This is a genomic window from Stappia sp. ICDLI1TA098, assembly GCF_054880955.1.
The window spans coordinates 1,706,504-1,729,010 of the sequence record NZ_JBTZBT010000001.1 but is presented as its reverse complement, the minus strand read 5'-3'; the positions used below and the strand labels follow the sequence as shown (position 1 = coordinate 1,729,010).

20 protein-coding genes, 1 tRNA gene and 1 pseudogene are annotated in these 22,507 nt (G+C 64.0%); 11 read left to right on the top strand and 11 right to left on the bottom strand.

Annotated features, from left to right (window positions below):
• Positions 1-276 precede the first annotated feature (276 nt).
• A complete protein-coding gene (locus tag ACSLUQ_RS07835; protein WP_417772815.1) occupies positions 277-2,412 on the top strand; it encodes a sodium-translocating pyrophosphatase in 2,136 nt (711 codons plus the stop codon).
• Between the two features lie 158 nt (positions 2,413-2,570).
• Here ACSLUQ_RS07835 and ACSLUQ_RS07830 read toward each other — a convergent pair whose 3' ends face one another.
• Positions 2,571-3,053: an outer membrane protein assembly factor BamE gene (locus ACSLUQ_RS07830; protein ID WP_417772816.1), complete on the bottom strand. Its 483-nt coding sequence runs from the start codon at positions 3,051-3,053 to the stop codon at positions 2,571-2,573.
• Positions 3,054-3,207: 154 nt separating this feature from the next.
• Here ACSLUQ_RS07830 and ACSLUQ_RS07825 point away from each other — a divergent pair, with 154 nt between their 5' ends.
• The 6 genes from ACSLUQ_RS07825 (at position 3,208) to ACSLUQ_RS07800 (ending at position 7,825) form a co-directional block, all read left to right on the top strand.
• A complete protein-coding gene (locus ACSLUQ_RS07825; RefSeq protein WP_461808183.1) occupies positions 3,208-3,762 on the top strand; it encodes a ubiquinol-cytochrome C chaperone family protein in 555 nt (184 codons plus the stop codon).
• Positions 3,759-4,307: a YceD family protein gene (locus tag ACSLUQ_RS07820; RefSeq protein WP_417772818.1), complete on the top strand. Its 549-nt coding sequence runs from the start codon at positions 3,759-3,761 to the stop codon at positions 4,305-4,307. Before ACSLUQ_RS07825 ends, ACSLUQ_RS07820 begins: the two co-directional genes overlap by 4 nt.
• A 291-nt stretch (positions 4,308-4,598) precedes the next feature.
• Positions 4,599-5,660 (top strand): phosphate acyltransferase PlsX, encoded by a 1,062-nt coding sequence (plsX, locus tag ACSLUQ_RS07815; protein ID WP_417772819.1) that lies wholly within the window; start codon positions 4,599-4,601, stop codon positions 5,658-5,660.
• Positions 5,657-6,634 (top strand): beta-ketoacyl-ACP synthase III, encoded by a 978-nt coding sequence (locus tag ACSLUQ_RS07810; RefSeq protein ID WP_417772820.1) that lies wholly within the window; start codon positions 5,657-5,659, stop codon positions 6,632-6,634. The genes plsX and ACSLUQ_RS07810 overlap by 4 nt, the downstream gene beginning before the upstream one ends.
• A gap of 146 nt (positions 6,635-6,780) precedes the next feature.
• Positions 6,781-7,101, top strand: coding sequence for an integration host factor subunit alpha (locus ACSLUQ_RS07805; RefSeq protein ID WP_417772821.1), 321 nt, complete (start codon positions 6,781-6,783; stop codon positions 7,099-7,101).
• Positions 7,102-7,132: 31 nt separating this feature from the next.
• Positions 7,133-7,825 (top strand): MerR family transcriptional regulator, encoded by a 693-nt coding sequence (locus ACSLUQ_RS07800; protein ID WP_461808182.1) that lies wholly within the window; start codon positions 7,133-7,135, stop codon positions 7,823-7,825.
• A 226-nt stretch (positions 7,826-8,051) separates the two neighbouring features.
• Here the strand turns inward: ACSLUQ_RS07800 and ACSLUQ_RS07795 are convergent, their stop codons facing one another.
• From ACSLUQ_RS07795 to ACSLUQ_RS07775, 5 genes are all read right to left on the bottom strand, one after another.
• The gene (locus ACSLUQ_RS07795; RefSeq protein WP_417281084.1) at positions 8,052-9,623 is read right to left on the bottom strand and encodes a GMC family oxidoreductase; all 1,572 of its coding nucleotides are present in this window, start codon (positions 9,621-9,623) and stop codon (positions 8,052-8,054) included.
• A gap of 13 nt (positions 9,624-9,636) precedes the next feature.
• Positions 9,637-10,164, bottom strand: a complete 528-nt coding sequence (locus tag ACSLUQ_RS07790) for a Twin-arginine translocation pathway signal (protein WP_461808181.1) — start codon at positions 10,162-10,164, stop codon at positions 9,637-9,639.
• 29 nt (positions 10,165-10,193) lie between these two features.
• A complete protein-coding gene (locus tag ACSLUQ_RS07785; RefSeq protein WP_461808180.1) occupies positions 10,194-10,589 on the bottom strand; it encodes a VOC family protein in 396 nt (131 codons plus the stop codon).
• Between the two features lie 179 nt (positions 10,590-10,768).
• On the bottom strand, positions 10,769-11,059 hold the full coding sequence (locus ACSLUQ_RS07780; protein WP_417281087.1) for a ribbon-helix-helix domain-containing protein: 291 nt from the start codon (positions 11,057-11,059) through the stop codon (positions 10,769-10,771).
• Between the two features lie 113 nt (positions 11,060-11,172).
• A complete protein-coding gene (locus tag ACSLUQ_RS07775; protein ID WP_461808179.1) occupies positions 11,173-11,964 on the bottom strand; it encodes a DUF930 domain-containing protein in 792 nt (263 codons plus the stop codon).
• A gap of 348 nt (positions 11,965-12,312) precedes the next feature.
• Between ACSLUQ_RS07775 and ACSLUQ_RS07770 the strand changes: the two genes are divergently transcribed.
• Genes ACSLUQ_RS07770 through ACSLUQ_RS07755 form a run of 4 tightly spaced genes read left to right on the top strand, consistent with a single transcriptional unit; the run spans position 12,313 to position 17,848 of the window.
• Complete coding sequence (locus ACSLUQ_RS07770; protein WP_461808178.1) at positions 12,313-13,626, top strand: DegT/DnrJ/EryC1/StrS family aminotransferase; 1,314 nt, start codon at positions 12,313-12,315, stop codon at positions 13,624-13,626.
• Positions 13,627-13,637: 11 nt separating this feature from the next.
• Complete coding sequence (locus tag ACSLUQ_RS07765) at positions 13,638-15,128, top strand: FAD-dependent oxidoreductase (protein WP_461808177.1); 1,491 nt, start codon at positions 13,638-13,640, stop codon at positions 15,126-15,128.
• A 24-nt stretch (positions 15,129-15,152) separates the two neighbouring features.
• Positions 15,153-16,487 (top strand): sugar porter family MFS transporter, encoded by a 1,335-nt coding sequence (locus ACSLUQ_RS07760; protein ID WP_461808176.1) that lies wholly within the window; start codon positions 15,153-15,155, stop codon positions 16,485-16,487.
• Positions 16,484-17,848 (top strand): sugar porter family MFS transporter, encoded by a 1,365-nt coding sequence (locus ACSLUQ_RS07755; protein ID WP_461808175.1) that lies wholly within the window; start codon positions 16,484-16,486, stop codon positions 17,846-17,848. Before ACSLUQ_RS07760 ends, ACSLUQ_RS07755 begins: the two co-directional genes overlap by 4 nt.
• A 5-nt stretch (positions 17,849-17,853) precedes the next feature.
• Here the strand turns inward: ACSLUQ_RS07755 and ACSLUQ_RS07750 are convergent.
• The 5 genes and pseudogenes from ACSLUQ_RS07750 to ACSLUQ_RS07730 form a co-directional block, all read right to left on the bottom strand.
• Positions 17,854-17,999, bottom strand: a pseudogene (locus ACSLUQ_RS07750) (IS3 family transposase); the annotation flags it as partial.
• Between the two features lie 270 nt (positions 18,000-18,269).
• Positions 18,270-18,346, bottom strand: a tRNA-Pro gene (locus ACSLUQ_RS07745).
• 78 nt (positions 18,347-18,424) lie between these two features.
• On the bottom strand, positions 18,425-19,684 hold the full coding sequence (locus ACSLUQ_RS07740) for an O-antigen ligase family protein (RefSeq protein ID WP_417772826.1): 1,260 nt from the start codon (positions 19,682-19,684) through the stop codon (positions 18,425-18,427).
• Entirely contained in the window at positions 19,684-21,234 is a 1,551-nt protein-coding gene (locus tag ACSLUQ_RS07735) for an undecaprenyl-phosphate glucose phosphotransferase (RefSeq protein WP_417772827.1), read from the bottom strand. The genes ACSLUQ_RS07740 and ACSLUQ_RS07735 overlap by 1 nt, the downstream gene beginning before the upstream one ends.
• Before the next feature lie 12 nt (positions 21,235-21,246).
• Positions 21,247-22,485, bottom strand: coding sequence for a glycosyltransferase (locus ACSLUQ_RS07730; RefSeq protein ID WP_417772828.1), 1,239 nt, complete (start codon positions 22,483-22,485; stop codon positions 21,247-21,249).
• Between the last annotated feature and the right edge of the window lie 22 nt (positions 22,486-22,507).

Below are 22,507 nucleotides of genomic sequence, written 5' to 3'. Positions count from 1 at the left end.
GAAGCGCCTCGCGTGTGCAGAAAACTTCTGTTTCGCGTGAATGACTTGCCGCAACAATGACATGTATTGCAAGAGCGACACACCTGCTGCCTGCAGTGCCGTTCGATCGCGATTCCCTAGCGGAAGATTTGTGTCGTCTTGCCACCAGCGCGGCAAGCGCTCCGGCTGCTCTGCAAAATCGCCTGCTTGACGGCACCGACAGGCAGGATACCGTCAGGTTACAGGGACCGATAATGACAAGAAACGGCCCTTCCGCGTCCTTCAACGGGGGGAAGAATGCTCGAACTTGCTATCGTGATCGTTTGCGGGTTGCTCTCAATCGCCTATGGCGCATGGGCAGTTCAGTCCGTCATGGCTGCCGATGCGGGCAATGCCCGCATGCAGGAAATCGCCGGTGCCATCCAGGAGGGTGCGCAGGCCTATCTCAACCGCCAGTATTCGACGATTGCCGTGGTAGGCATCGTCATCTTCGCGCTCGTCGCCTGGCTTCTCGGTCTTCTGGTGGCGGTCGGTTTCGCCATCGGCGCGATCCTGTCGGCGGCCGCCGGCTACATCGGCATGCTGGTGTCCGTGCGCGCCAACGTACGCACCGCCCAGGCGGCGAGCACTTCGCTTGCCGCGGGGCTCGAGATCGCCTTTCGCTCCGGCGCGGTAACGGGCCTGCTCGTTGCCGGTCTGGCGTTGCTCGGCGTCTCCGTCTATTTCACGATCCTCACCATGGGGCTTGGATACGAGGCGCAGAGCCGCACCGTGATCGACGCGCTTGTCGCGCTCGGCTTCGGCGCGTCGCTGATCTCGATCTTTGCCCGTCTCGGCGGCGGCATCTTCACCAAGGGGGCGGATGTCGGCGGCGATCTGGTGGGCAAGGTCGAGGCTGGCATTCCCGAGGACGACCCGCGCAACCCGGCCACCATTGCCGACAACGTGGGCGATAACGTCGGCGATTGCGCCGGCATGGCCGCCGACCTGTTCGAGACCTATGCGGTGACCGTGGTCGCCACCATGGTGCTGGCGTCGATCTTCTTCACCGGCGCCGCGGCGACGTCGCTGATGCTGTTCCCGCTGCTTATCGGCGGGGTCTGCGTCGTCACCTCGATCCTCGGCACCTTCTTCGTCAAGCTCGGCGCCAGCAACTCGATCATGGGAGCCCTCTACAAGGGCTTCGTCGCCACCGCGGTTCTGTCCGCCGTGGCGCTTTTCCTGGTCGTGTTCTTCTGGCTTGGCTTCTCGACGGAGTTCACCGCCTCGAACGGCCTGACCTTCTCCGGTCGACACCTGTTCTACTGCGGCCTTGTCGGCCTCGTCGTCACCGGACTGATCATCTGGGTGACGGAGTATTACACCGGCACGGACTATCGTCCGGTGCGCTCCATCGCCCAGGCCTCGGTGACCGGTCACGGCACCAACGTCATCCAGGGGCTGGCCATCTCTCTCGAGGCGACGGCGCTTCCCGCTCTCGTCATCATCGCCGGCATCCTGGTCGCCTACGGCCTTGCCGGTCTCTTCGGCATCGCCATCGCGGTGACGACGATGCTGGCGCTGGCCGGCATGGTGGTGGCGCTCGACGCCTTCGGTCCGGTGACCGACAACGCCGGTGGCATCGCCGAAATGGCGGGGCTGCCCAAGGAGGTGCGGGTCACCACCGACGCGCTCGACGCGGTCGGCAACACCACCAAGGCGGTGACCAAGGGCTATGCCATCGGCTCCGCCGGACTGGGCGCGCTGGTGCTCTTCGCCGCCTATACGGAGGACCTGAAGTTCTTCGCCGCGCAGGCGGCACCGGGCAGCTACTTCGACGGGGTGAACGTCGATTTCTCGCTCTCCAACCCCTATGTGGTGGTCGGTCTGCTCTTCGGCGGTCTGCTGCCCTTCCTGTTCGCCGGCATTTCGATGACGGCGGTCGGCCGTGCCGCCGGCGCGGTCGTGGAGGAGGTACGCAGGCAGTTCCGCGAGAAGCCCGGGATCATGCAGGGCACCGAGAAGCCGGACTACGGACGGGCGGTCGACATGCTGACCCGCGCCGCGATCCGCGAGATGATCGTGCCCTCGCTGATGCCGGTGTTGTCGCCCATCGTCGTGTTCTTCGCGATCACGGCGATCGCGGGCAAGTCGCAGGGCTTCGCCTCGCTCGGTGCCATGCTGCTCGGCGTCATCGTCACCGGTCTCTTCGTCGCCATCTCGATGACGGCCGGCGGCGGCGCCTGGGACAACGCCAAGAAGTCCTTCGAGGACGGCTTCGTCGACAAGGACGGAGTCCGCCACGAGAAGGGCTCAGAGGCGCATAAGGCCTCGGTGACCGGTGATACGGTCGGTGATCCCTACAAGGACACCGCCGGCCCGGCGATCAATCCGATGATCAAGATCACAAACATCATCGCGCTTCTGCTGCTCGCCGTGCTCGCGCACACCTGAGCAGCCGCCAAACGCGCGAAGGGCGCGGGAATGACCCCGCGCCCTTCTGGATTTTCCGGAATTCCCCGGAACCGCCTGTCCGGTATCGGACCCGCCCGCAGCGTCTGGCTGCGGGCTTTTTCTTTTCGAGCCCGCGCGCGCCTTGCGGGGCCCGCTCCTCAGAGATTGAGGCTCGGGTTCTTGGCGCCGCGCAGGATCTGCGTCAGGAAGCCGTAGTCGCTGCCGCCGGTGCGCGTCTTGCGCGTCAGCACGTCGATGACCTTGCCGTCCTCGAGGCTGTAGTAGGCGGTGTCGCGCACGAAGCCGTCCTCGTCGAAATAGATCGCGACAACGCGGCGCTCGACCGTTTCGGGTGCGAGGAACGCCGTCGTCTCATTGGTCTGGGAGATGTAGTAATAGGCGTCACCGTTGAGGCGCGACATGGTCGAGGGCGAGCCGAGCAGAAGCTCGACCTGCTCGCGGCTGGAGCCGACCTGGATCTCGCGCACCCGGTCGGTGGACAGCACATGCCCATGCTGGAGCGTCGTGGTGAAACAGCCTCCAAGCGGAAGCGCGAGCATGCCCGCAACAAGCGCGCCGCGAACCCAGCCGGTTCGTGCCGTGCCGTTTCCGCCCCAAGTCCCGCGAACACGTGTCGTCATAAATGCCTGTCCCGTTCTTCGTGCCGCCGCCGCCGGTCCGGCGGGTTACCCCCGCCTTCCGTCCGTCGACCGGCGCGGTTTCCTCGCGCATCCTTGGCAAAGTCCCTAACCTGCGCTAGGCCACTTGGCAACCGTCGTGCAATCGAGGCAATCCATGGTATTCGGACTTTTCAGGCGACGCACGCCCGACCTTGTGACCGTCGCATACTCCGCGATCGTGGCGCAGGCGCGGCAACCGCACTTCTACGCAGAGCTTGCTGTTCCCGATACGCTCGACGGACGGTTCGAGATGGTCTCCTTGCACACGATCCTCGTTCTCAACCGCCTGCGCGGCGAAAAGGACAAGGCGGGGGAGTTCGGCCAGCAGCTTTTCGACCTCTTCTTCCTCGATATGGATGGCTCGCTGCGTGAGTTGGGGGTGGGCGACGTCTCCGTTCCCAAAAAGGTCAAGAAGATGGCTGAAGCCTTTTATGGCAGGGCGGCGGCTCTGGGGGTGGCCCTTGCCTCGGAAAGCCGGGCCGAGCTGATCGAGATGATCGATCGCAACGTTCACGCTGGTGCCTCGGCGCCGGCCGCATCCGCAGCGCTTGCCGCCTATGTGCGGGCGAGCGCGGAAACGCTGGCCGCCGCACCGGTCTCAGAGATTCTCGCCGGCAGGCCCTCCTGGCCCGACCAGACGCAGTTCACCGTCAGTGGAGCGAACCGTTGACCGTAAAGCCCTTTCCCCTTCGCCATCCCGTTGAGGCGTCGCAGATCTCCGGCAAGCCGCGCAACGTCACGCTGGTTCCCTCGCAGGATGAAGTTGCCCGGATCGCGGACGCCTACGGTCTTCTTGGACTGTCCGGCCTGCGCGGCGAGTTCGAGCTGCGGCCGTGGCGGCGCGAAGGCGTCGCCGTCAGGGGCGTGTTGCACGCGGTCGCGACGCAGGCCTGCGTGGTCACGCTCAAGCCGGTCGAGCAGGTGATCGACGAGCCTTTCGAGATGCGCTTCGATCCCAGGGTGGAAACCTCCCCCGAAGCAACTGGGGAAATCGATGTCGACGCTTTCGCCGATGACCCGCCCGACCCGCTCGACAACGGGCGCATCGACCTCGGAGCCATTCTGTGCGAGCAGTTGACGCTTGCCCTCGACCCGTTCCCGCGCGCCCCGGACGCCGAGGTTCCCGAGGAATTCCGCCCGGACGAGGACGAGAAGGCCGAGGAGCGTCCGTCGCCGTTCGCCGCGCTCGCCGGGCTTCGCAAGACCGACGACTGAGCCGATCCCGGGGCGCCGGCGCGCCTCGCGGTGAGGAGAAAGCTGTTGTCACGCCGGCCCAAAAGGGTATGTTCCCCATCGCTCGGGCGGTCTCGGAGGCCCTGGCGGCGTCGGTTTCGACGAGCGTGAGCGCTGCGGTTGCGGCAGGGGCGAGAGGCTCGTGTCGGCGCAGCCGGACGCGGCGGCTTTTGTGCAGATGCGTGAGTGCGCGGACGTGCGAAAGCGGTCAGGGTGCAGGATCGAGCGGAAGGCCGCCCTTCAGGGTGCGTGGAGCTCCAGAAAACGCGGACAATGGCGCAAAAGGTTCGAATTTCTCTCGATGCGATGGGTGGGGACCGAGGGGCTGAGGTCGTGGTGCCCGGCGCCGCGCTGGCGCTCGAGCGTCGCCCCGATATCGCCTTTTCCCTGTATGGCGACAGTGCGGTTGTCGGTCCTCTGCTGGAGCGGCACCCGGCGCTCAAGGCCGCCGCCACGCTGCACCACTGCGAAGTGTCCGTGGGAATGGACGCCAAGCCGAGCCAGGCCCTGCGGCAGGGGCGCTGGAAGTCGAGCATGTGGCGCTCCATCGAGGCGGTGAAGACCGGCCATGCCGATGTGGCCGTTTCCGCCGGCAACACCGGCGCACTGATGGCCATGTCGAAGTTCTGCCTGCGCACGATGGCCAACATCGAGCGCCCGGCGATCGCGGCGATCTGGCCGACGGCGCGTGGCGAATCCATCGTGCTCGACGTTGGCGCGACCATCGGCGCGGACGCGCAGCAACTGATCGACTTCGCGCTGCTTGGCGGTGCGATGGCGCGGGTGCTGTTTTCCATCGAGCGACCGACCGTCGGCCTGCTGAACATCGGCGTCGAGGAGGTCAAGGGGCTGGAGGAGGTTCGCACCGCCGGCCGTCTGCTGCGCGAGGCCAATCTGCGCACGCTCACCTACGCCGGCTTCGTCGAGGGGGACGATCTCGGCAAGGGCACCGTCGACGTGGTGGTGACGGAAGGGTTTGCCGGCAATATCGCGCTCAAGACGGCGGAAGGCACGGCCAAGCAGATCGGCGGCTATCTGCGCTCCGCCATGAACCGCACCTGGCGCGCCCGCCTCGGCTATCTGCTGGCGAAGGACGCCTTCGACCGCCTGCGGGAGAAGATGGACCCGCGCAACGTCAATGGTGGCGTTTTCCTTGGCCTCAACGGCATCGTCATCAAGAGCCATGGCGGCACGGATCCGGAAGGCTTCGCGGCCGCCGTCGAGCTTGCCTATGACATGGCCCGCAACGATCTGATGCACAAGATTCTGAATGATTTGAAGCACTACCATCGCGGGCGGTTCGGCTCGCGGGATGGCTCGGAAGGTGATCTGTGACAGTCAAGCGTTCCATAATCCTCGGGACTGGCAGCTATGTGCCCGAGCGCCGCCTCACCAACACCGACCTGGCGGCAATGGTCGACACCTCGGACGAATGGATCGTCCAGCGCACGGGCATCCGCGCCCGTCACATCGCCGCTGAAGGCGAGCTGACCTCGGATCTCGCGGTCAACGCGGCGACCCGGGCGCTCGAGGCCGCCGGCCTGGCGGCGAGCGACATCGACCTGATCATCCTGGCCACCGCGACGCCGGACAACACCTTTCCGGCTTCGGCCGTCACGGTGCAGAACAAACTCGGCATCTCCACCGGTTTCGCCTTCGACATCCACGCGGTCTGCTCCGGCTTCGTCTACGCGCTCGCCACGGCGGACGCCTACCTGCGCGGCGGCATGGCGAAGCGGGCTCTGGTGATCGGCGCGGAGACGTTCTCGCGCATTCTCGACTGGGAGGACCGCACCACCTGCGTTCTCTTTGGCGATGGCGCCGGTGCCGTCGTCATGGAGGCTTCGGACGGTGAGGGGACCACGGCCGACCGGGGCGTGCTGACCTCGCATCTGCGCTCCGACGGCGCGCACAAGGACAAGCTCTATGTGGACGGCGGGCCGTCCTCGACCCAGACAGTCGGTCACCTGCGCATGCAGGGCAAGGAAGTGTTCCGCCATGCCGTGTCGATGATCACCGACGTGGTGGAAGCGGCCTTCGAGGACACCGGCACCGACGCTGCCGCGCTCGACTGGTTCATCCCGCATCAGGCCAACCGGCGCATCATCGACGCCAGCGCCAGGAAGCTGGGCATCGACCCCGACAAGATCGTCATCACGCTCGAGGATCACGGCAACACGTCCGCCGCCTCGATTCCGCTGGCGCTGGACACCGCCGTGCGCGACGGTCGGGTGAAGCGTGGCGATCTCATCATGCTCGAGGCGATGGGTGGCGGCTTCACCTGGGGCGCCTCCCTCGTTCGCTGGTGATCCGCCAAGGGATTGACCGGCAGGGCTTTTTCGAAGCAACGTAACGTCACGTGGTTGACCCTCAACCCGGGAGCAAATAGTCTACGCGACGTAACGATAAAGCATCCCTGAGTTGCCGGGTTTCGAGAGCCGGCCTAGGAGGAGCTATGGGCGGCAGGACAATTACCCGCGCGGATCTGTGCGAGGCGGTCTACCAGAAGGTGGGACTGTCTCGCTCTGAATCGTCGGAACTGGTCGAAAAAGTGCTTTCCGAGATCGCCGATTGTCTTGTGGCGGGCGAATCTGTGAAGCTGTCGTCGTTCGGATCGTTCATGGTCCGCTCCAAGGGAGAGCGGATAGGCCGAAACCCGAAGACCGGTGAAGAGGTTCCGATCCTTCCGCGCCGGGTGATGGTTTTCAAGCCGTCGAACGTTCTGAAGAAGCGCATCAACGAGACCATGATGGGGACGTCGGACGACGCGGCGTGACCATCGCTGCCGACGATAAAGTGCCGATCAAGTGACCGTTGACAAAAGCCCTGACGCCTTTCGCACCATCAGCGAAGTCGCGGACGATCTCGACCTTCCGCAGCACGTGCTGCGGTTCTGGGAGACCCGTTTCTCACAGATCCGCCCACTGAAGCGCGGTGGTGGACGGCGCTATTATCGTCCCGAGGATATTGATCTCCTGCGCGGCATTCGCCATCTGCTTTACGGCGAGGGCTACACGATCAAGGGCGTTCAGCGCATCCTCAAGGAGCAAGGCCCGCGTTTCGTCATGCAGGTGTGGCGCGACGACGGAATTCCGCTGGCTGCCATCGCGGCCCAGGTTGCCGGCACCCAGCCCGACGCCACGGCGGGACGCAGCGCGTCCGCGCGGACGGCACCCGCGCCTGGCGGCCCGGCCCGCCAGCCCACGCAAGCCTCTCCCTCCGCTGCCGGTACCGGCGTGATGACGGCCGCAAGCCATGAAGGCGAGGGCGACAGGCATTCCTCCGCCGATCTCGATGTCGAGCCCGTTCCGCGCGGCATCCTGCCGGAAGGCGTGGAGCCGCCCCAGGGGCGCGGCGGTCTGCGGTTGATGGAAAGGCTGCTCGGTGAGCGGAGTGAGCACGGCCCCGCGACGGCGTTGTCGCGCGACGACATCCGCCGTCTCCAGGCCACGCTCTTTGAGCTTCTCGAGTGCAAGCGCATCCTCGACCAGGCGCGCTGAACTCTCGCCCGTCTGATCGGGCATCTCCTCTTGAAGCCGGATTTTCAGGACTGAAGCAGCGTCCCGCCTCGGGCTGCGCGGCCTGTCGGCAGGCGGCCGGCCCCGCGAGGGGGCGGCGCAAGCGCTGCCCTGTCGGCGAGCGCACCTGCGTCCCGATCAGGCCACGAACGGACCGAAGTGGCAGCCCGTGGCCTGAGAGGTTTCCCGCATGGACCCTTGCCAGGGGTTAGAGGTTGCCCTTCGCCAGCTCGGAAGCGATCCGGTCCGCCTGGCGGATGGCGAGCGCGACGATTGTCAGCGTCGGGTTTTCCGTCGCGCCGGTGGTGAACTGGCTGCCGTCCGAGACGAAGAGGTTGGGCACGTCATGCGCCTTGCCCCAGCGGTCGACCACACCGTCGCGCGGCTTCTCGGACATCCGGTTGGTGCCGAGATTATGCGTCGAGGGATAGGGCGGGGTGGGGAAGGTGCGTGTCGCACCGACCGCGTCGTACAGAGCCATGGCCTGCCTGTAGGCGTGATCGCGCATGGCATTGTCGTTCGGGTGGTTGTCGAAGTTCACATTGGCGACGGGCTGGCCGAAGCGGTCCTTGAGATCATGGTTGAGGGTGATCCGGTTGGTCTCCTGCGGCATGTCCTCGCCGACGATCCAGAGGCCGGCCATGTTCTCGTAGCCGTCGAGCGCGGTGGTGAACTCGCGTCCCCAGGCACCCGGATCGAGGAAGGCGGCCATGAACGGCAACCCCAGCGACAGGGTCTCCAACTCGTAGCCACCGACGAAGCCGCGCGAGGGATCGTGGCGCGACTCGTCCTGGATGATGCCCGCCATCGTCGTTCCCCGCCACATGCGCACCGGCTTGTCGAAGATGGCGTAGACCGAGCCGGTGGTGTGGCGCATGTAGTTTCGCCCGACCTGTCCGGATGAATTCGCCAGCCCGTCGGGAAACATGCTCGACGCGGAGTTGAGCAGCAGACGCGGGCTCTCGATGGAATTGCCGGCGACGCAGACGACGCGCGCCTTCTGCAGGTGGTGGGCACCGTCCTTGTCGGCATAGACGACGCCGGTCACCTTGCCGCTCGCGTCATGCTCGATCCTGAGCGCGTGGCAGTTGTCGCGCACCTCGAGATTGCCGGTGGCCTCGCCGCGTGGAATGTCGGTATAGGCCGACGACCATTTGGCGCCCCACTTGCAGCCCTGGAAGCAGAATCCGGTCTGCTGGCAGGACACGCGCTCGTCGTAGTCCTGGCTGTTGATCGCCATGCGACCGGTATGAACTTCCTTGTAGCCGAGCTTGTGGGCGCCGGCCTCGAAGACCTTGTAGTTGTTGTTTCCCGGCAGGCCGGGGCGGCCACCGGTGCGGGTGACGCCGAGCTTGGTCTCGGCCTTTTCGTACCAGGGGTCCATCTCCGCCAGGTCGATCGGCCAGTCGAGCAGGTTGGCACCCTGGACGTTGCCATAGGTGCTGCGTGCCCGGAACTCGTGTTCCTGGAAGCGCAGCGATGCGCCGGCCCAGTGAATGCTGGTGCCGCCGACAGCCTTGACGATCCATGCCGGCAGGCCGGAGAAGTCCTTCGCCACGCGCCAGTCGCCGGAGGTCGAGCGCGGCTCGGTCCAGGCGAGCTGGCCGAAGCTCTCCCACTCGTCGTTGATGTAGTCCTCCGGCAGGTAGCGTCCGCCCGCTTCCAGTGAAACAACGGAAACGCCCTTTTGCGCCAGCTCGTTGGCAAGCACACCGCCGCCCGCGCCGGTGCCGATGATGACGACGACGCTGTCGTCGTTCAGGTCGAATGGTGCAGCCATGACAGCCCCTCCCTCAGATCCAGTTGATGTCGTCGAAGCCGCGGTGGATGTAGCCGCCCTTGGAGAAGCTTTCGCCCTCGTAGCCGAAGAGCGGCCAGAGGCCCTTCTGGTTGTAGAGCCCGGTGACGAGCCCGCCGCGGATCAACTGGAAGAAGGGGCTTTCCTCCATGCCCCTGAGGATCTCCACCCGGTCGCGTTCCCAGCCGATGGAGAGATAGTCGGCGTGGCCCTTGCCGCGCGCCGCCGCGTCGAGCCCGGCAATGCCCACCTCGACCGTTTCGGCCATGTCGGCGTTGTCGTAGCCCTTCACCGCGGTGGCGTAGAATTCATCTGCGACATGATCGTGCGGGTAGATGTCGCGTGCCATCTGGATCAGCGTCGCCATCGTCGCCGGCTTTACATGGGTCACCTCCATGGCCCATGCCGCGCCGGTCCCGGCGAGAAAGCCGGGGCCGGTGACGAAGGCGGCGCCCGCTGCCGCGCCAAGCGTCAGCAGTTGCCGTCTGGAAAGCCCTCTTGGGGATACAAGCGTTTCGGTCATAATCTCCTCCCTCCCGAAACAGCCGCCACCTAGCGGTAGCGGCCGTGCCTTTGCAGAACCTCGATCTGATAGCCGTCCGGATCCTGGACAAAGAAGAACCGCGCCAGCAGCGCGCCGTCGCGGTTGAAGTCGACAATCTTGCGCGGGGCGAGCCCGGCTGCCTCGAAGCGCGCGTGCTCTGCGTCGAGATCGTCTACGCAGACAGCGATGTGCCCATAGCCGTCGCCAAGGTCATAAGGGTCCGTGCGTCCCTTGTTGACCGTCAGCTCGACCTCGAAGTCGGCTTCGTCGTTGCGGAGATAGATGAGAATGAAGCTGTCGAACTCGAGTCGCTCCGCGATCTCCAGTTCGAAGGCAGTCCTGTAGAAGGCGATGGAGCGCGCTTCATAGAGCACGCGTATCATCGCATGAATGCATTTCGCCACGATTTACTCCCGGATCGTCTCCGCCAGCCCTCGTGCCCAGGGGCTGGCGTATCGGTCTACCGTCAAGCTGATGCGAGATTTCGCACTTGCAGCAAACGCTCGTCTTTTGACTTGCGATAACGACAGACTGGGACGGGAGACCTCGCTCCGGGTAGTATCGATTTACTACAGGACGTTTTTTACTCGGCCGCCTCGAGGTGGATCTGCGGCAGCGTCTGGCGCAGGCGCACGAGACAGGCACAGCGCAGCAGCGAGGTGAAGTTGCGGGTCTCGCCCCGCAGTTCCAGTACCTCGGAGTGCAGCTTGGAGATGAAGGCCGGGGTCGAGACGCCCTCCGCCGCCGCGATCTCGTCGACGATGTCCCAGAACGATCGCTCCAGGCGGATGCTCGTGCTCTGGCCGTTGAGGCGCATGCGGCGCGTCTCGGGTTCGTAGTCGTCCGGGTCCTGCCCGGCGAAGATGTGGCACATGGGGTCCTCCCGCGCGGTGTCCGCGTGTCTTGTCCGCCAGTCATTCCGCTGGCGCTGCCGTTCAACCATGGTAGCGCCAAGAGGCCTGCGCACAAGTGCGGATGCGGGACGGCTCAGTCCGGGTGAACATCGCCATCGGGCAGGCCGAAGCGTTCGAGGTCGCGGCGGGCGATCTTCTCGCCGAGGGAATAGGTGAAACCGGTGACCCGCTCGAGGCCCGCCGCCGCCTCGCAGACGAAGGCGAGCGCATACCAGTCCGCGCCGCCATGGATTGCGGCTCCTTGCGCGGAAAGGGTCGCTCCGTCGAACCGCAGATCGGCGCGGGCGTAGGCATTGACGAAATCCGCGTGCAGCTTGGGTCGGGCGTGGCGAACCTGCTCCACGGCCTCGTAGTTGCAGAGCTGGACAAGGCGCTCCTGCGGGTCGAAGCCCTTCAGGTCTTCCCGTGTCTGTCGCCCGAGCGGGCTGTCCATCGCGGCGGTGGAATATACCTTTTCGGCGCGCACCATCGGCGTTGGTCGGTCGCGGCGAGGGGGATCCGGCCGCAGGCGGGCGCTGTCCTTCGCCGTCTCCCGTGCGGGTGCCTTGTCGCGGAGGATGGGGGCTTCCGGCGCGGCCGACGGCGTCACGCGCCGGGCGGCTTCCCCGGCAGGCGCTGTGGTGAAAGGGGGCGAGTGCGGCGCTTCGACCGGGGTGTTGTCGGTGCCAGCCTGCTGGCGCCGCGACCCGGTTCGCGCGGGCAGGGCCAGAAGTTCCACAGGGATCGTCTCGAGCGACGGCCGCGGCGCATCGTGCGGCACGGCGAGCGTGAGCGCCGAGAGAAGCACGGCATGCAGCAATGCGGAGATGGCAAAACCGGAGCGCATCCGGAAAGGCAGCCGGTCGTCGGTGCTCGAAAAGGTCAAGGGCGTGGCCGGAGATCGCCGAAGGGAACAAGAGAAAAACCCTGCTCGCCAAATGAGCCGAAATTCCGGCGTCTGACGCACCATGCGGGAGTACCGACCGGACTTGAACAGACACCCGTTCTCCGCAGCGTCTTCAGGTGCTGCAATCTGCCCTTTCGTGAACCGTGAACGCCTCGTTTTCCGTCGCCGCGATCGGCGGGTTTACCCAAGTCCAAAGGACATTCAGAGAACAGAGAACGATGATCGACCCTGACGCAGCTGGAATATGAATTCGTAGCAATGTTTGGGTAGTACATTCTTAAACATTGGAATCTACGGCTCTAAACATTGGTGTTAGGAGGGGGATTTATGCAACCATCAGTTCGTGCCAATCGCCTGGCGATCGAAGGCGGTGAACCTGTTCGTACAAAACCGTTGCCATGGGAACTTCCAGGAGCTCATTGGATCGGCGAAGAAGAACGCGAACTTGTTGAGCGGGTTGTAAAGTCTCAAAGCCCGTTCAGGTTTTATGGTCCCAACCCACAGCATATGGTGGAAACGCTCGAGAAGGAGTGGTGCGAGACCTACGGGCATTCCAACGCGCTGGCGGTTTCATCGGGAACCGCGGCGTTGTCCATTGCCCTGTCCGCGCTTGAGGTGGGCCCTGGCGATGAAGTTCTGGTCGCCGGCTATATGTGGGTGAGTTGTATCTCGGCTATTGTCCGGGCCGGGGCGATCCCGCGGCTGGTTGATATCGACGATACCTTCTGCATGGACCCTGCGGATCTCGAGGCCAAGATAGCCCCGCGCTCTCGTGCCATCTTGCTGGTTCACATGAGTGGCGCCCCTGGCAATGTTTCGAAGATTGCCGATATTGCCCGAACGCATGGTATTGGCCTGATCGAGGATTGCGCGCAGGCTGCTGGTGCCAGTCAAAACGGCACGCCAGTGGGACGTTTCGGAGACGTCGCAACGTTCAGCTTCCAGTTGAACAAGAACATGACATCGGGCGATGGCGGCATGGTTGTCAGCGACAATGATGCTTTGTTCCGCCGGATCGTGGCGCTGCATGATCTGGGCTATGCCCGCGATGAAGCTGGTCGGCTGGATCCGACGGACGAGACCTGCCAGCTGTGGGGCATCGGCGCGCGTATGTCAGACCTGGCCGGGGCGATGGCGCTGGCGCAATCGCGTAAGCTGGCCAAGATCACAGGCGCCATGCGACAGGCTAAATGGCGCATCCGCGCGGCGTTGGAGGAGATCCCCCAGATCAAGTTCCGCAATGTCATCGACCCCGACGGCGACAGCGGTCCATTCCTGATCATGTCCTTTGAGGACGAGGACATCTGCGCGCGCTTCATGGCTGCCGTCAGGGCGGAGGGCATTCATGGCCCCGAAGGATCGCTGAGCTGTTTGCCTATGCGTGAATGGGGTCTGCATTGGTATTTCAACATCCCCAGCCTGACCCGCAAGCGCTCCAACAGCCGGGATGGTTTCCCCTGGACCCATCCAGCCAACAGCTTTGCGTCGCAAATCGACTACGGACGGGGGCAATTGCCGGTCTGTGACGATATGCACGGCCGAGCCGGTCTTTTGTCCATCGCCTCCACACTCACGGATGACGATGTCGACGACATCATCCTTGCGTTCCGCAAAGTCGCCACTGCCTATTTCAATCGTTGAGGCCAGAACTCATGCAATCCCTTTCGTCTGTGCTCGCTACAGATCTGTTTTCAATCGCCAAGGCAACGACCAGCATCGACGTTCTGATCGTTGGATCGGGCACCGCCGGGGTCACCAGCGCGATCGAATTGGCCGGCAAGGGGCTGTCGGTTGTGATTTTGGAAGCCGGGCCGTTTGTGCTGACCAACCACGTCGGCTCAACGCCATTTCGCAGCCGCAGCGATCTGGCTCCTCAAGTTCACAATCTTGTACGCTACCGCACCGCCTGGACCGACCGCGAGCATTTCGACGAAGACATAGCGCCACCATTGAACAGCGACGCCTGGTCGGCCGTGGGCGGTCGCACGCTGTTCTGGGGCGGGTGTACGCCGCGGTTCTCCGAATGGGACTTTGCAGACTGGCCGGTCACGTTTGATGAATTCAAAGCCTATTATGAACATGCCGAAGACCTGATGCATGTGTCGGGAAACAGCACCGACCGACCGCCGTTCTTTCGCGGTGATGCCCAGCAGGGATTTCTGGACAGTCTGACGAATGCCGGGATCGAAGCGGAGCACGCCTCTTTGGGCGTCGACACGCAGGAGCAGCGCAACGGGTACGTGTCGCGCGGATTTGACTGCGCTGCCGACCGGCTGATCAGAAGCGGCCTGTTGTCATGCGACGTGGCCCGCGGCCGGATCACCCTGGTGCCCAATACGCTTGCCGAACGCGTGGATCATGACGGTCGCCAAGTGACCGGGCTGATTGCCAAGGGGACCGAAGATGACCAGCGGTATCGTCTGGTTGCCCGGCACTACACGTTTGCAGGGGGGGCTATTCAGTCGACACGCCTAGCGCTGGCTTCGGGATTGAAGGAACTGCATCCGCATGTCGGGACGCATGTTTCCGATCATCAGTTCATTCAGGGCTTGTTCAAATTGCGTGAGCCTTTGAACGAACCGATCTATGCGTTCATCCCGTCGACGAAAGAGCGCCCTTATCACATCCAGATCCAGGGTCCGTTCAACGAGACCTGGTATACGCCGTATCATGCCACCGTCTGGCTGGATTGCGACCCTGAGGGCCTGTATCTGCTGGCCTATTGCTTTGGCGTGGGAGAATCTTCGGAGACCAACGAGGTCAAGCTGACCAATGGTCAGAGCGATGGCCCCGGTGACCTTGGGAAATACGCGGTCATTGCGGACCGCAGCGAGAGCGACAAAGAGGTTTTGGCGCAAATGGATGCGTTTCTTCCCAAAGTCGCGGAGGCCATCAACGCAGAGCTGATCCGAACCCAGGTCAATCCGCTTGGGGCAGCCCTGCATGAAATCGGTGGCCTGCGCATGTCCGCCGAGCCTGAAGCCGGTGTGACCAACACCTATGGTCAGTTCTGGCGGCTTCCCAATCTGTCCGTCGCGGATTCGGCGGCCTGGCCCTCGCAGGGATCTGCCAACAGCTATCTGACCATCACCGCTTGGTCGCTTCGTCATGCCGAGGGCGTGCTTGCACGCCTGTCAGCCTGAAGACCCCAATAGGGAGGGGCCAAGATGCTCTTACGACTGGTTTCACTGGCTGCACTTTTCGGCCTGCTTTTTGGTTTCGATGAGGGGGTCATTGCTGGTGCTCTGCCTCTGATCACCAAGACTTTTGACATCTCGGTCACGGCCGAGGGGTTCTTGACGGCAGCGGTCCCTCTGGGAGCCGTCGCCGGGGCAATTCTGGCGGCGATGTACGCCGACAGTCTGGGCCGGCGAAAAGTCCTGATCTTGTGCTCGGTGCTCTTTGCCGCCGGCTCGGTTGCCAGCGGTCTGGCGATGCGGCAGGAAGAGCTGGTCGTCGCACGGCTGATTCTGGGCGTTGGAATTGGGGCTTCGGCCCTGGCCGCCCCCATGTTCCTGGCGGAACTTGCCCCGGCAAAATACCGTGGGGCGGTGGTCTCTGCGTTTCAGCTGATGATCACTGTGGGCATTCTGGTCTCTTATCTTCTGGATATGGCCCTTGAACCACTGGGCGCCTGGCGCTGGATGCTGGCTTTGGGCGCGGCACCCGCGGTGGTGGCCCTGGTCGGGATTTTCCTGTCACCGGAAAGCCCGCGCTGGCTGGCGATGAACGGTGCGCGCGACGAGGCCATTTCGGTTATCGGTCAGGTGCAACCTCATCTGTCCAAGGATAAGATTACCCACATTGTTGATGAAATCGAAGCGTCGAAATCTGCAGATGACAAGGTCCCGGACTGGGGTGTCTTCTTGTCCGACAAAGTGCGTCCGCTGGTGATTTTCACTATTGTCGCGTTTGTCTTGCAGCAGGTCAGCGGAATTAACGCCGTCATCTATTACGCGCCGACGATCATGAGCCACGCTGGATTTGACGGTGCAAGCACCCAGCTTGCGGCAACCGTCGGTATCGGCGTCGTGAATGTGCTCATGACTGTCGTGGCCATGTTCGTGGTTGACCGCTTCGGCCGCCGCCCCCTGTTCATCCTTGGATTTCTGGGCGCGACAGTCAGCCTGGCGGTGATCGCTTATGCGATGCAGGCCGACCGACCGGATCTGGCGCCAGTCGGCCTGGCTGGTCTGTTTGCCTATATTGCATTCTTCGCGGTCAGCCTTGGGCCCTTGCCGTGGCTCTATATGTCCGAGCTGTTTCCGCTGGCGTTGCGCAGTCGGGGAATGGCGATGGCATCGGTTGCGAACTGGAGCTGCAATTTTATCGTCGTTTTCGCGTTTCCGTTGGTTGTGGCCCAATTCGGGGCCCCGGCAACATTCTCCATCTTCGCAGCCTGCTGTGCCCTCGGCGCGGTGTTCTCCTGGTTCTATGCTCCGGAAACCAAGGGAGTCAGCCTGGAAGAAATCGAGAGACATCACAGCGGCGTGGTTGCATGAACCTTCAACCACCGGCAACGGGGATGCGACTGTATCTCGCGCTAAGCCGCGTATCGTTCCTGACAACTTGCGCTGGCCTGCTGTTTGGATACAGCACGGCCAGCCTCGCCGGCTGGCTGGATGAGATCGGCCTCGAATTCAGCCTGGGCACATCGGGCAAGGAGTCCGTCACGGTCTCGCTCGTGATCTGCTGTTTTCTGGGGGCGATTCTGGCGGGGCCACTCTCAAGGGCCTGGGGGCGTCGCGTAACGTTGCTGTGCGCCTTTGGTCTGGCTGGTGCGGGCTATGCCTTTACCCTGACGCATCCAGACTTGAGCGGATTGGTGGCGGCACGGGTCCTGATCGGGCTATCCGTCGGTCTGTCGTCGATGGCTGCGCCGATGTATGCGGGAGAAGCAACGCCCGCACGCTATCGCGGCAGCGTTGTGTCGCTGTTCCAACTGGCCGTCACGATAGGCATTCTCGCGGCGTATGCTGTTCCGCTCTGGATGGAGGACCCAGCCAAATGGTCCCTGGGGATCGGGCTGGGTGGTGTGATCGCGCTGGCAGGCCTCGTGGCGCTGGCCTTGGTGCCGGAAAGCCCGGTATGGCTGGGCATGGCAGGGCGTCCGGGGCAGGCTCAGGCCGCGGCCGCAACACTGGGGTTCGACTATCAGCCCCGGTCTGGGCAACCGGCTGGCAAGGGCGGGGTGCCGTTGCTGAAGGTCATGTGCGTGGGAACGACACCGGCCGTGCTGGGCTTATGTTGCGGACTGTTCATCCTGCAAAATCTCAGCGGTATCGACGGTATTCTCTACTACGCTCCCGCGATCTTTGTTGAGTTGGGCTTTTCGCCGGGATCGGCAGCGCTTGGCGCGACGTTTGGCCTGGGTCTGATCAATCTGGTTGCGACAATCGTGGCGATTGCGACGGTCGACAAGCTGGGTCGCAGGCCGTTGGCCATCGGCGGGTCACTGATCATGGTGATTGGCCTGCTTGGCGTGGTTGCCGCCAAATCCTGGGACCTGCCAATCCTCGGTCTCGTTTCCCTATGCACCTATATAGGGGCGTTTGCCGTAAGCCTTGGGCCCTTGCCCTACGTCTTGATGTCCGAGTTGATACCCTCAACGATCCGGGAAACCGGGATTGCCGTCGCTTCGGCCACCAGCTGGTTGTTCAACGCGCTTGTTGCATTTGTCTTTCTGTCCGGCGTGTCGACCATAGGACTGGACGGCGTGTTCCTGGTTTTTTCAGCCGTTTGCGGTCTGGCCTTGGTCGTGTCGCTGGTCTGGTTGCCGGAAACCAAGTCGCGGAACCTGAACATGATCGAAGACAATGTCCGTGCGGGCGTCGAATTGCGCCGCGTCGGTGACGTTTCCTAGGAGCAGGACCAGACGTGATTGAAAGACTCGGCCCGCTGGCGGACGCACGAACCGTCGTTCAGCCAGCGGGCCGGCTGTTCTTCGGCTGAGTCTGAGGAACTTTACGCCCTCCCGTCACCGGATCCGCCCGCGCCCGCCAATGGCGGTGGAGCAGGGATCGCTTGCGTAGGGGATCGTCCGACGGTCACACCATGGCGCATGCCGGCAGGGCAATCAGGGCCAGCGCCGCCGAGTGCAGGCAGCGCCCCTCGAAAGCCACCCAAGGACCATCAAACATGGGTAGAAGGAGACCGCGAGGAGGGGCTTCGCGCCGGACCGCGGACCGCTGGTGGAAACACGCCGCGAACCGTCACTAAGCTGGCCCCCGGTTCGTGAGAACAGGAGCCAACTTCACATGAATTTTCCAGGTAATTGAATTTAATGGTCGGGCAGGCCGGATTTGAACCGACGACCCCTTCACCCCCAGTGAAGTGCGCTACCAGGCTGCGCTACTGCCCGACTGTCCCTTGACGGAACCCGCTCTTCCTAACCGCTTCGCCGGTCATGCGCAAGCGCATAGCTCGTGCTTTCCACGCGCTATCGACGGCTTTCGCGCCTTGCCCGCGCGCCGGGGTGGCGCATGCCGTATTCGAGCGAGATCAGGCCCCATGCGATGCCGTAGAGCATATAGAGATGGCGCCAGCGGTCGGTGTCGATGATGGCTGACATGATCATGTGGCCGACGAGAACCACGAAGACGCAGCGCGCCGCCCATTGCCAGGGGCGCGGCTGGAACACCACAGTCAGCATCTGCCGGAAGGTGACGATGACAAGCGCCAGATAAGCCGCCCCGCCAAGCCAGCCGTAGGTGGTGAACGCCTTCATGTAGGTGTTGTGCTCGTCCTCGGGAAAGAAGTTGCGGAACTGCAGCGGTCCGAGCCCGAAGGGGTGGTCGACGACGATCTCGAAGCCGAGCACGTAGCGTGCGAAGCGGCCGAGACGGGCCGTGTCGTAGTCCTGCACCAGCTTGGCGCGCTGGATGAGCATGGTCGAGATCGAATCGATCGAAAGCGCAACGACGAGAAGAGCGGCGAAGGCGAGGGTGCCGGCGAGCGCGAAGCCGAGCAGCCGGGCGCGCGCGTGCGCATCCCGCGTGCCGATGAAGACCAGCAGATAGACGCCAAGGCCGGAGAAGGCGGCAAGCCCCCAGGCCGCGCGCGAGAACGACAGCAGGATGGCGAGGCTGAGGATCGCCAGTGAGCCGAGACGCAGAAGCGGCCTGATCAGCGGGCGCGAGACAAGCGGCTCGCTCAGCAGCGAATGGACGAGGAAGGTCCATGGCAGCACAAGGAAGGGGCCGAAGACATTCGGGTCCTGAAAGGTTCCCTTGGCCCGGCCGTAAAGCGTGAAGGTCTCGTGGCCGAAGCCGAAATAGCCGGCGATGCCGAGCAGCGAGACGATCACCGCGCTTGCCTCATAGGCGGAGCGGATCGTGAACAGGCGCTCCGGCGCAGCGGCGATGATGGCCGCGAAGAACAGGCAGGTGATCGCCAGGAAGCCGGTGACGGCGATATACATGATCGCTTCGCCGAAATCGTCGGACATCAGCGTCGAGATCAGGCCGCCGCAGATGAAAAGCACGACGATGACCAAAAGCGGTGCCGTGGCGACGGGGAGCCTTGCGCCCGAGAGCAGCCAGCCGCCGAGGACCACGACCATCGCCAGTTCATAGGGGGCGGGCTCGCGGATGACGAAGCCGCCCAGGAAGACGACGAACCAGAGGCCGGCGGCGGCGATGCGCGACGTGTCGAGGCCGATGGGGCCGCGTCCCGCCGAAAGGCTCGCCCCGGCGCCCATCAGTAGGCGTTTTCTGTCTTGAACAGCGCCAGCGGCGTCGCCAGCAGGATGCGGATGTCGAAGAGAATCGACCAGTTCTCGATGTAATAGACATCGTACTGGACGCGCTTCTGGATCTTCTCCGGCGTGTCGACCTCGCCGCGCCAGCCGTTGATCTGGGCCCAGCCGGTGACGCCGGGCTTGACCTTGTGGCGGGCGAAATAGCCGTCGACGACCTCGTCCCAGAGCTTCTCGTCGGTGTGCGCGTTGACCGCATGCGGACGCGGACCGACGAGCGAGAGATCGCCGCGCAGCACGTTGAACAACTGCGGCAGCTCATCGATGGAGGAGCGGCGGATGAAGCGGCCGACGCGGGTCACGCGCGGATCGTTTTTGGTCACGACCTTCTTCGCGGTCGGGTCCGCCATCTCGTGATACATGGAGCGGAACTTGAGGACGTCGATGACCTCGTTGTTGAAGCCGTAGCGCTTCTGGCGGAAGAGGATCGGCCCCTTGCTGTCGAGACGGATGGCGAGCGCGGCGGCGATCATCACCGGCGACAGCAGGATGATCGCTGCGGTCGCGACGACAAGGTCGAAGGCGCGCTTGGCGATCGAGTCCCAGTCGGCCATGGGCTTTTCCACCACGTCGACGAAGGGCACCGTGCCGATGAACGACGAGGCACGGTCGCGGAAGCTGACCTTGTCGGTGTGGGCGGACAGCCGGATGTCGACCGGCAGCACCCAGAGCGTCTTCAGGAACTCCAGCAGCCGCTTCTCGGCCCTGAGCGGGATCGTCACGATCAGCATGTCGATGCGGGCGATGCGCGCGAATTCGACCAGGTCGGTGACGGTTCCGAGCTTTGGATAGCCGGCGACGATATCGGGTGAGCGTGCGCTCTTGCGGTCGTCGAACAGGCCGCAGATGCGAATGTCGTTGTTCGGCTGGTTCTCGATCTCGTGGATCAGGTCGGCTGCGACCTGGCCGCCGCCGACGATCACGGCGCGTCGCTCCAGGCGGCCGGCGCGGGTCCAGCGGCGCACCAGCATCGAGGCGACCATGCGGGCGCTGAGCAGCGCGGCAAGGCCGGTGCCGTACCACAGGCTCAACACGGTCTCGTCGACGCCGCGCATGAAGTTGCCGACATTCTTGATCATGTAGAGCGTCAGAAACACCAGCGTCCAGGCGACGGCGATCCGCGTTCCGTGCGAGAGCACGTTGCGCATGACGGGGATCTGGTAGCAATCCGCCGCCTGAAAGAACGACGTCGCCAGAATCAGCGCCACCGCCAGCGGCAGCGCGAAGGTGAACGAAAACAGCGGCACGCCACCGGAGAGCATTGCCGCGGTGCCGATCAGGGCGATCAGCGCCAGGTCGACAAGGCGCACGGTGCCGCCGACGACAGCCGGCGCGATGACGGACTTGCGAAGACCGGAGGCGACTTCGAGCGCCAGCGGCGAAAGGCCCGGTGCGCGCGCGCCAAGGTCTTCCTTGTCGCCGGAACGTGCCTTGCCTGTCTCGCCGGCCGGCAGCAGGTCCTTCAGAAATTCCGTGGAATGGGGCGAGGTCATGTCACTTACTCCTCAGTCCCTTGCCCCTTTGGGACCGACATCCGGTTTGACTACGGCACGCGCGGACGCGAGCGCCGTGCTCTCTTCGCAGTGCCGGGACCGCCCCTGCTTGCGGTCCTCGCGCGCCTGAAGATAGAGCGAGGTGATGCGATCGTTCATCAGATCGACGTTGAAGGTCTCCGAAAGGCACTTTCGCTGGCCTTCCGCGCGACGGCATGCCGCCGCAGGATCGGAATGGACCATTGCCATCGCCGCTGCAAGCTCTGAAGCGGATCCGGGGGTTACGAGCTGGTCGGCGTAGCGGCCGAATATCTCGGGAATGCCGCCCACCCTTGTGGCGATGAGCGGCACCTGGGCTGCCACTGTCTCCAGGACGATGTAGGGCATAGCCTCGGCGCGCGACGGTACGACGACACAACGAGCCTTGGGAAAGGCCTCGCGCGCCGGCAGTGCGCCGGCAAAGGTAACGCGGTCCGAAAGGTTGAGTTCCGCGACCATGCGCTCGTAGCGCGGCCGGTCCTCGCCTTCTCCCACGATCAGCGCGGTCGGGTTCAGCCCGTAACCGCTCCCCAGATCGCCGAGCGCGCGGATGAAGAGATCCGGTCCCTTGAGATCACGCAGCATGCCGATGAAGAGAAAGTCGACGGCATCCGCATTGGGCTTGATGGCGGAAAATTCCTCCGGTGCCAGTCCGTTGTAGACGACCCGTGCCGGGATCCGCGGCGTGCGCACCTTCGATTCGTAAGCGGCGTATTCATAGTCGGAGACGAAGACGAGTGCGTCGGTGAAGCGCTCCTGCAGGCGCTCGAGCGCGAAATACACGCGCCCTTCGATCTTTCCGGCATCGTAGTGCAGGCTGCCGCCGTGGGGGCAATAGACCCGCGTGATCTTGCGCCCGCCGGCGCGCAACAAGGTGCCGATGGCGCGGGCGAAGACGCCGCCCTTGGCGCCGTGGCCGTGCAGCACGTCGGGCTTCAGGTCGCGGATATGGCGAAAGAGAGAGAAGGCCGCGCCGATGTCGCGGGGGGTAACCTGTCGCCGCATGGGGAAGCGCTTAATGCCGAGCGCAAGCTGCGGCGCGAGGCGCGCGATTGCCGCGTCCTCGAAGGCGCCGCCGGTCGTCGCATCGCAGACCACGCCGACTTCGTGTCCGGCGCGGGTCTGGGCAAGCGCCAGATCGGCGATGTGGCGGAAAATGCCGCCAATGGGCGCGCGTACGATATGAACGATACGCATGGGCGCGGCAGTCATTGGAACTCTCCCTGTCTGCAAG

What these genes read in the sequence shown, in the direction of transcription:
- ACSLUQ_RS07835 (WP_417772815.1), top strand. Translation starts at nt 277, where the DNA reads ATGCTCGAACTTGCTATCGTGATCGTTTGCGGGTTGCTCTCAATCGCC.
- ACSLUQ_RS07830 (WP_417772816.1), bottom strand. Translation starts at nt 3,053, where the DNA reads ATGACGACACGTGTTCGCGGGACTTGGGGCGGAAACGGCACGGCACGA.
- ACSLUQ_RS07825 (WP_461808183.1), top strand. Translation starts at nt 3,208, where the DNA reads ATGGTATTCGGACTTTTCAGGCGACGCACGCCCGACCTTGTGACCGTC.
- plsX (WP_417772819.1), top strand. Translation starts at nt 4,599, where the DNA reads ATGGCGCAAAAGGTTCGAATTTCTCTCGATGCGATGGGTGGGGACCGA.
- ACSLUQ_RS07805 (WP_417772821.1), top strand. Translation starts at nt 6,781, where the DNA reads ATGGGCGGCAGGACAATTACCCGCGCGGATCTGTGCGAGGCGGTCTAC.
- ACSLUQ_RS07795 (WP_417281084.1), bottom strand. Translation starts at nt 9,623, where the DNA reads ATGGCTGCACCATTCGACCTGAACGACGACAGCGTCGTCGTCATCATC.
- ACSLUQ_RS07790 (WP_461808181.1), bottom strand. Translation starts at nt 10,164, where the DNA reads ATGACCGAAACGCTTGTATCCCCAAGAGGGCTTTCCAGACGGCAACTG.
- ACSLUQ_RS07780 (WP_417281087.1), bottom strand. Translation starts at nt 11,059, where the DNA reads ATGTGCCACATCTTCGCCGGGCAGGACCCGGACGACTACGAACCCGAG.
- ACSLUQ_RS07770 (WP_461808178.1), top strand. Translation starts at nt 12,313, where the DNA reads ATGCAACCATCAGTTCGTGCCAATCGCCTGGCGATCGAAGGCGGTGAA.
- ACSLUQ_RS07765 (WP_461808177.1), top strand. Translation starts at nt 13,638, where the DNA reads ATGCAATCCCTTTCGTCTGTGCTCGCTACAGATCTGTTTTCAATCGCC.
- ACSLUQ_RS07760 (WP_461808176.1), top strand. Translation starts at nt 15,153, where the DNA reads ATGCTCTTACGACTGGTTTCACTGGCTGCACTTTTCGGCCTGCTTTTT.
- ACSLUQ_RS07755 (WP_461808175.1), top strand. Translation starts at nt 16,484, where the DNA reads ATGAACCTTCAACCACCGGCAACGGGGATGCGACTGTATCTCGCGCTA.
- ACSLUQ_RS07740 (WP_417772826.1), bottom strand. Translation starts at nt 19,684, where the DNA reads ATGGGCGCCGGGGCGAGCCTTTCGGCGGGACGCGGCCCCATCGGCCTC.
- ACSLUQ_RS07735 (WP_417772827.1), bottom strand. Translation starts at nt 21,234, where the DNA reads ATGACCTCGCCCCATTCCACGGAATTTCTGAAGGACCTGCTGCCGGCC.
- ACSLUQ_RS07730 (WP_417772828.1), bottom strand. Translation starts at nt 22,485, where the DNA reads ATGACTGCCGCGCCCATGCGTATCGTTCATATCGTACGCGCGCCCATT.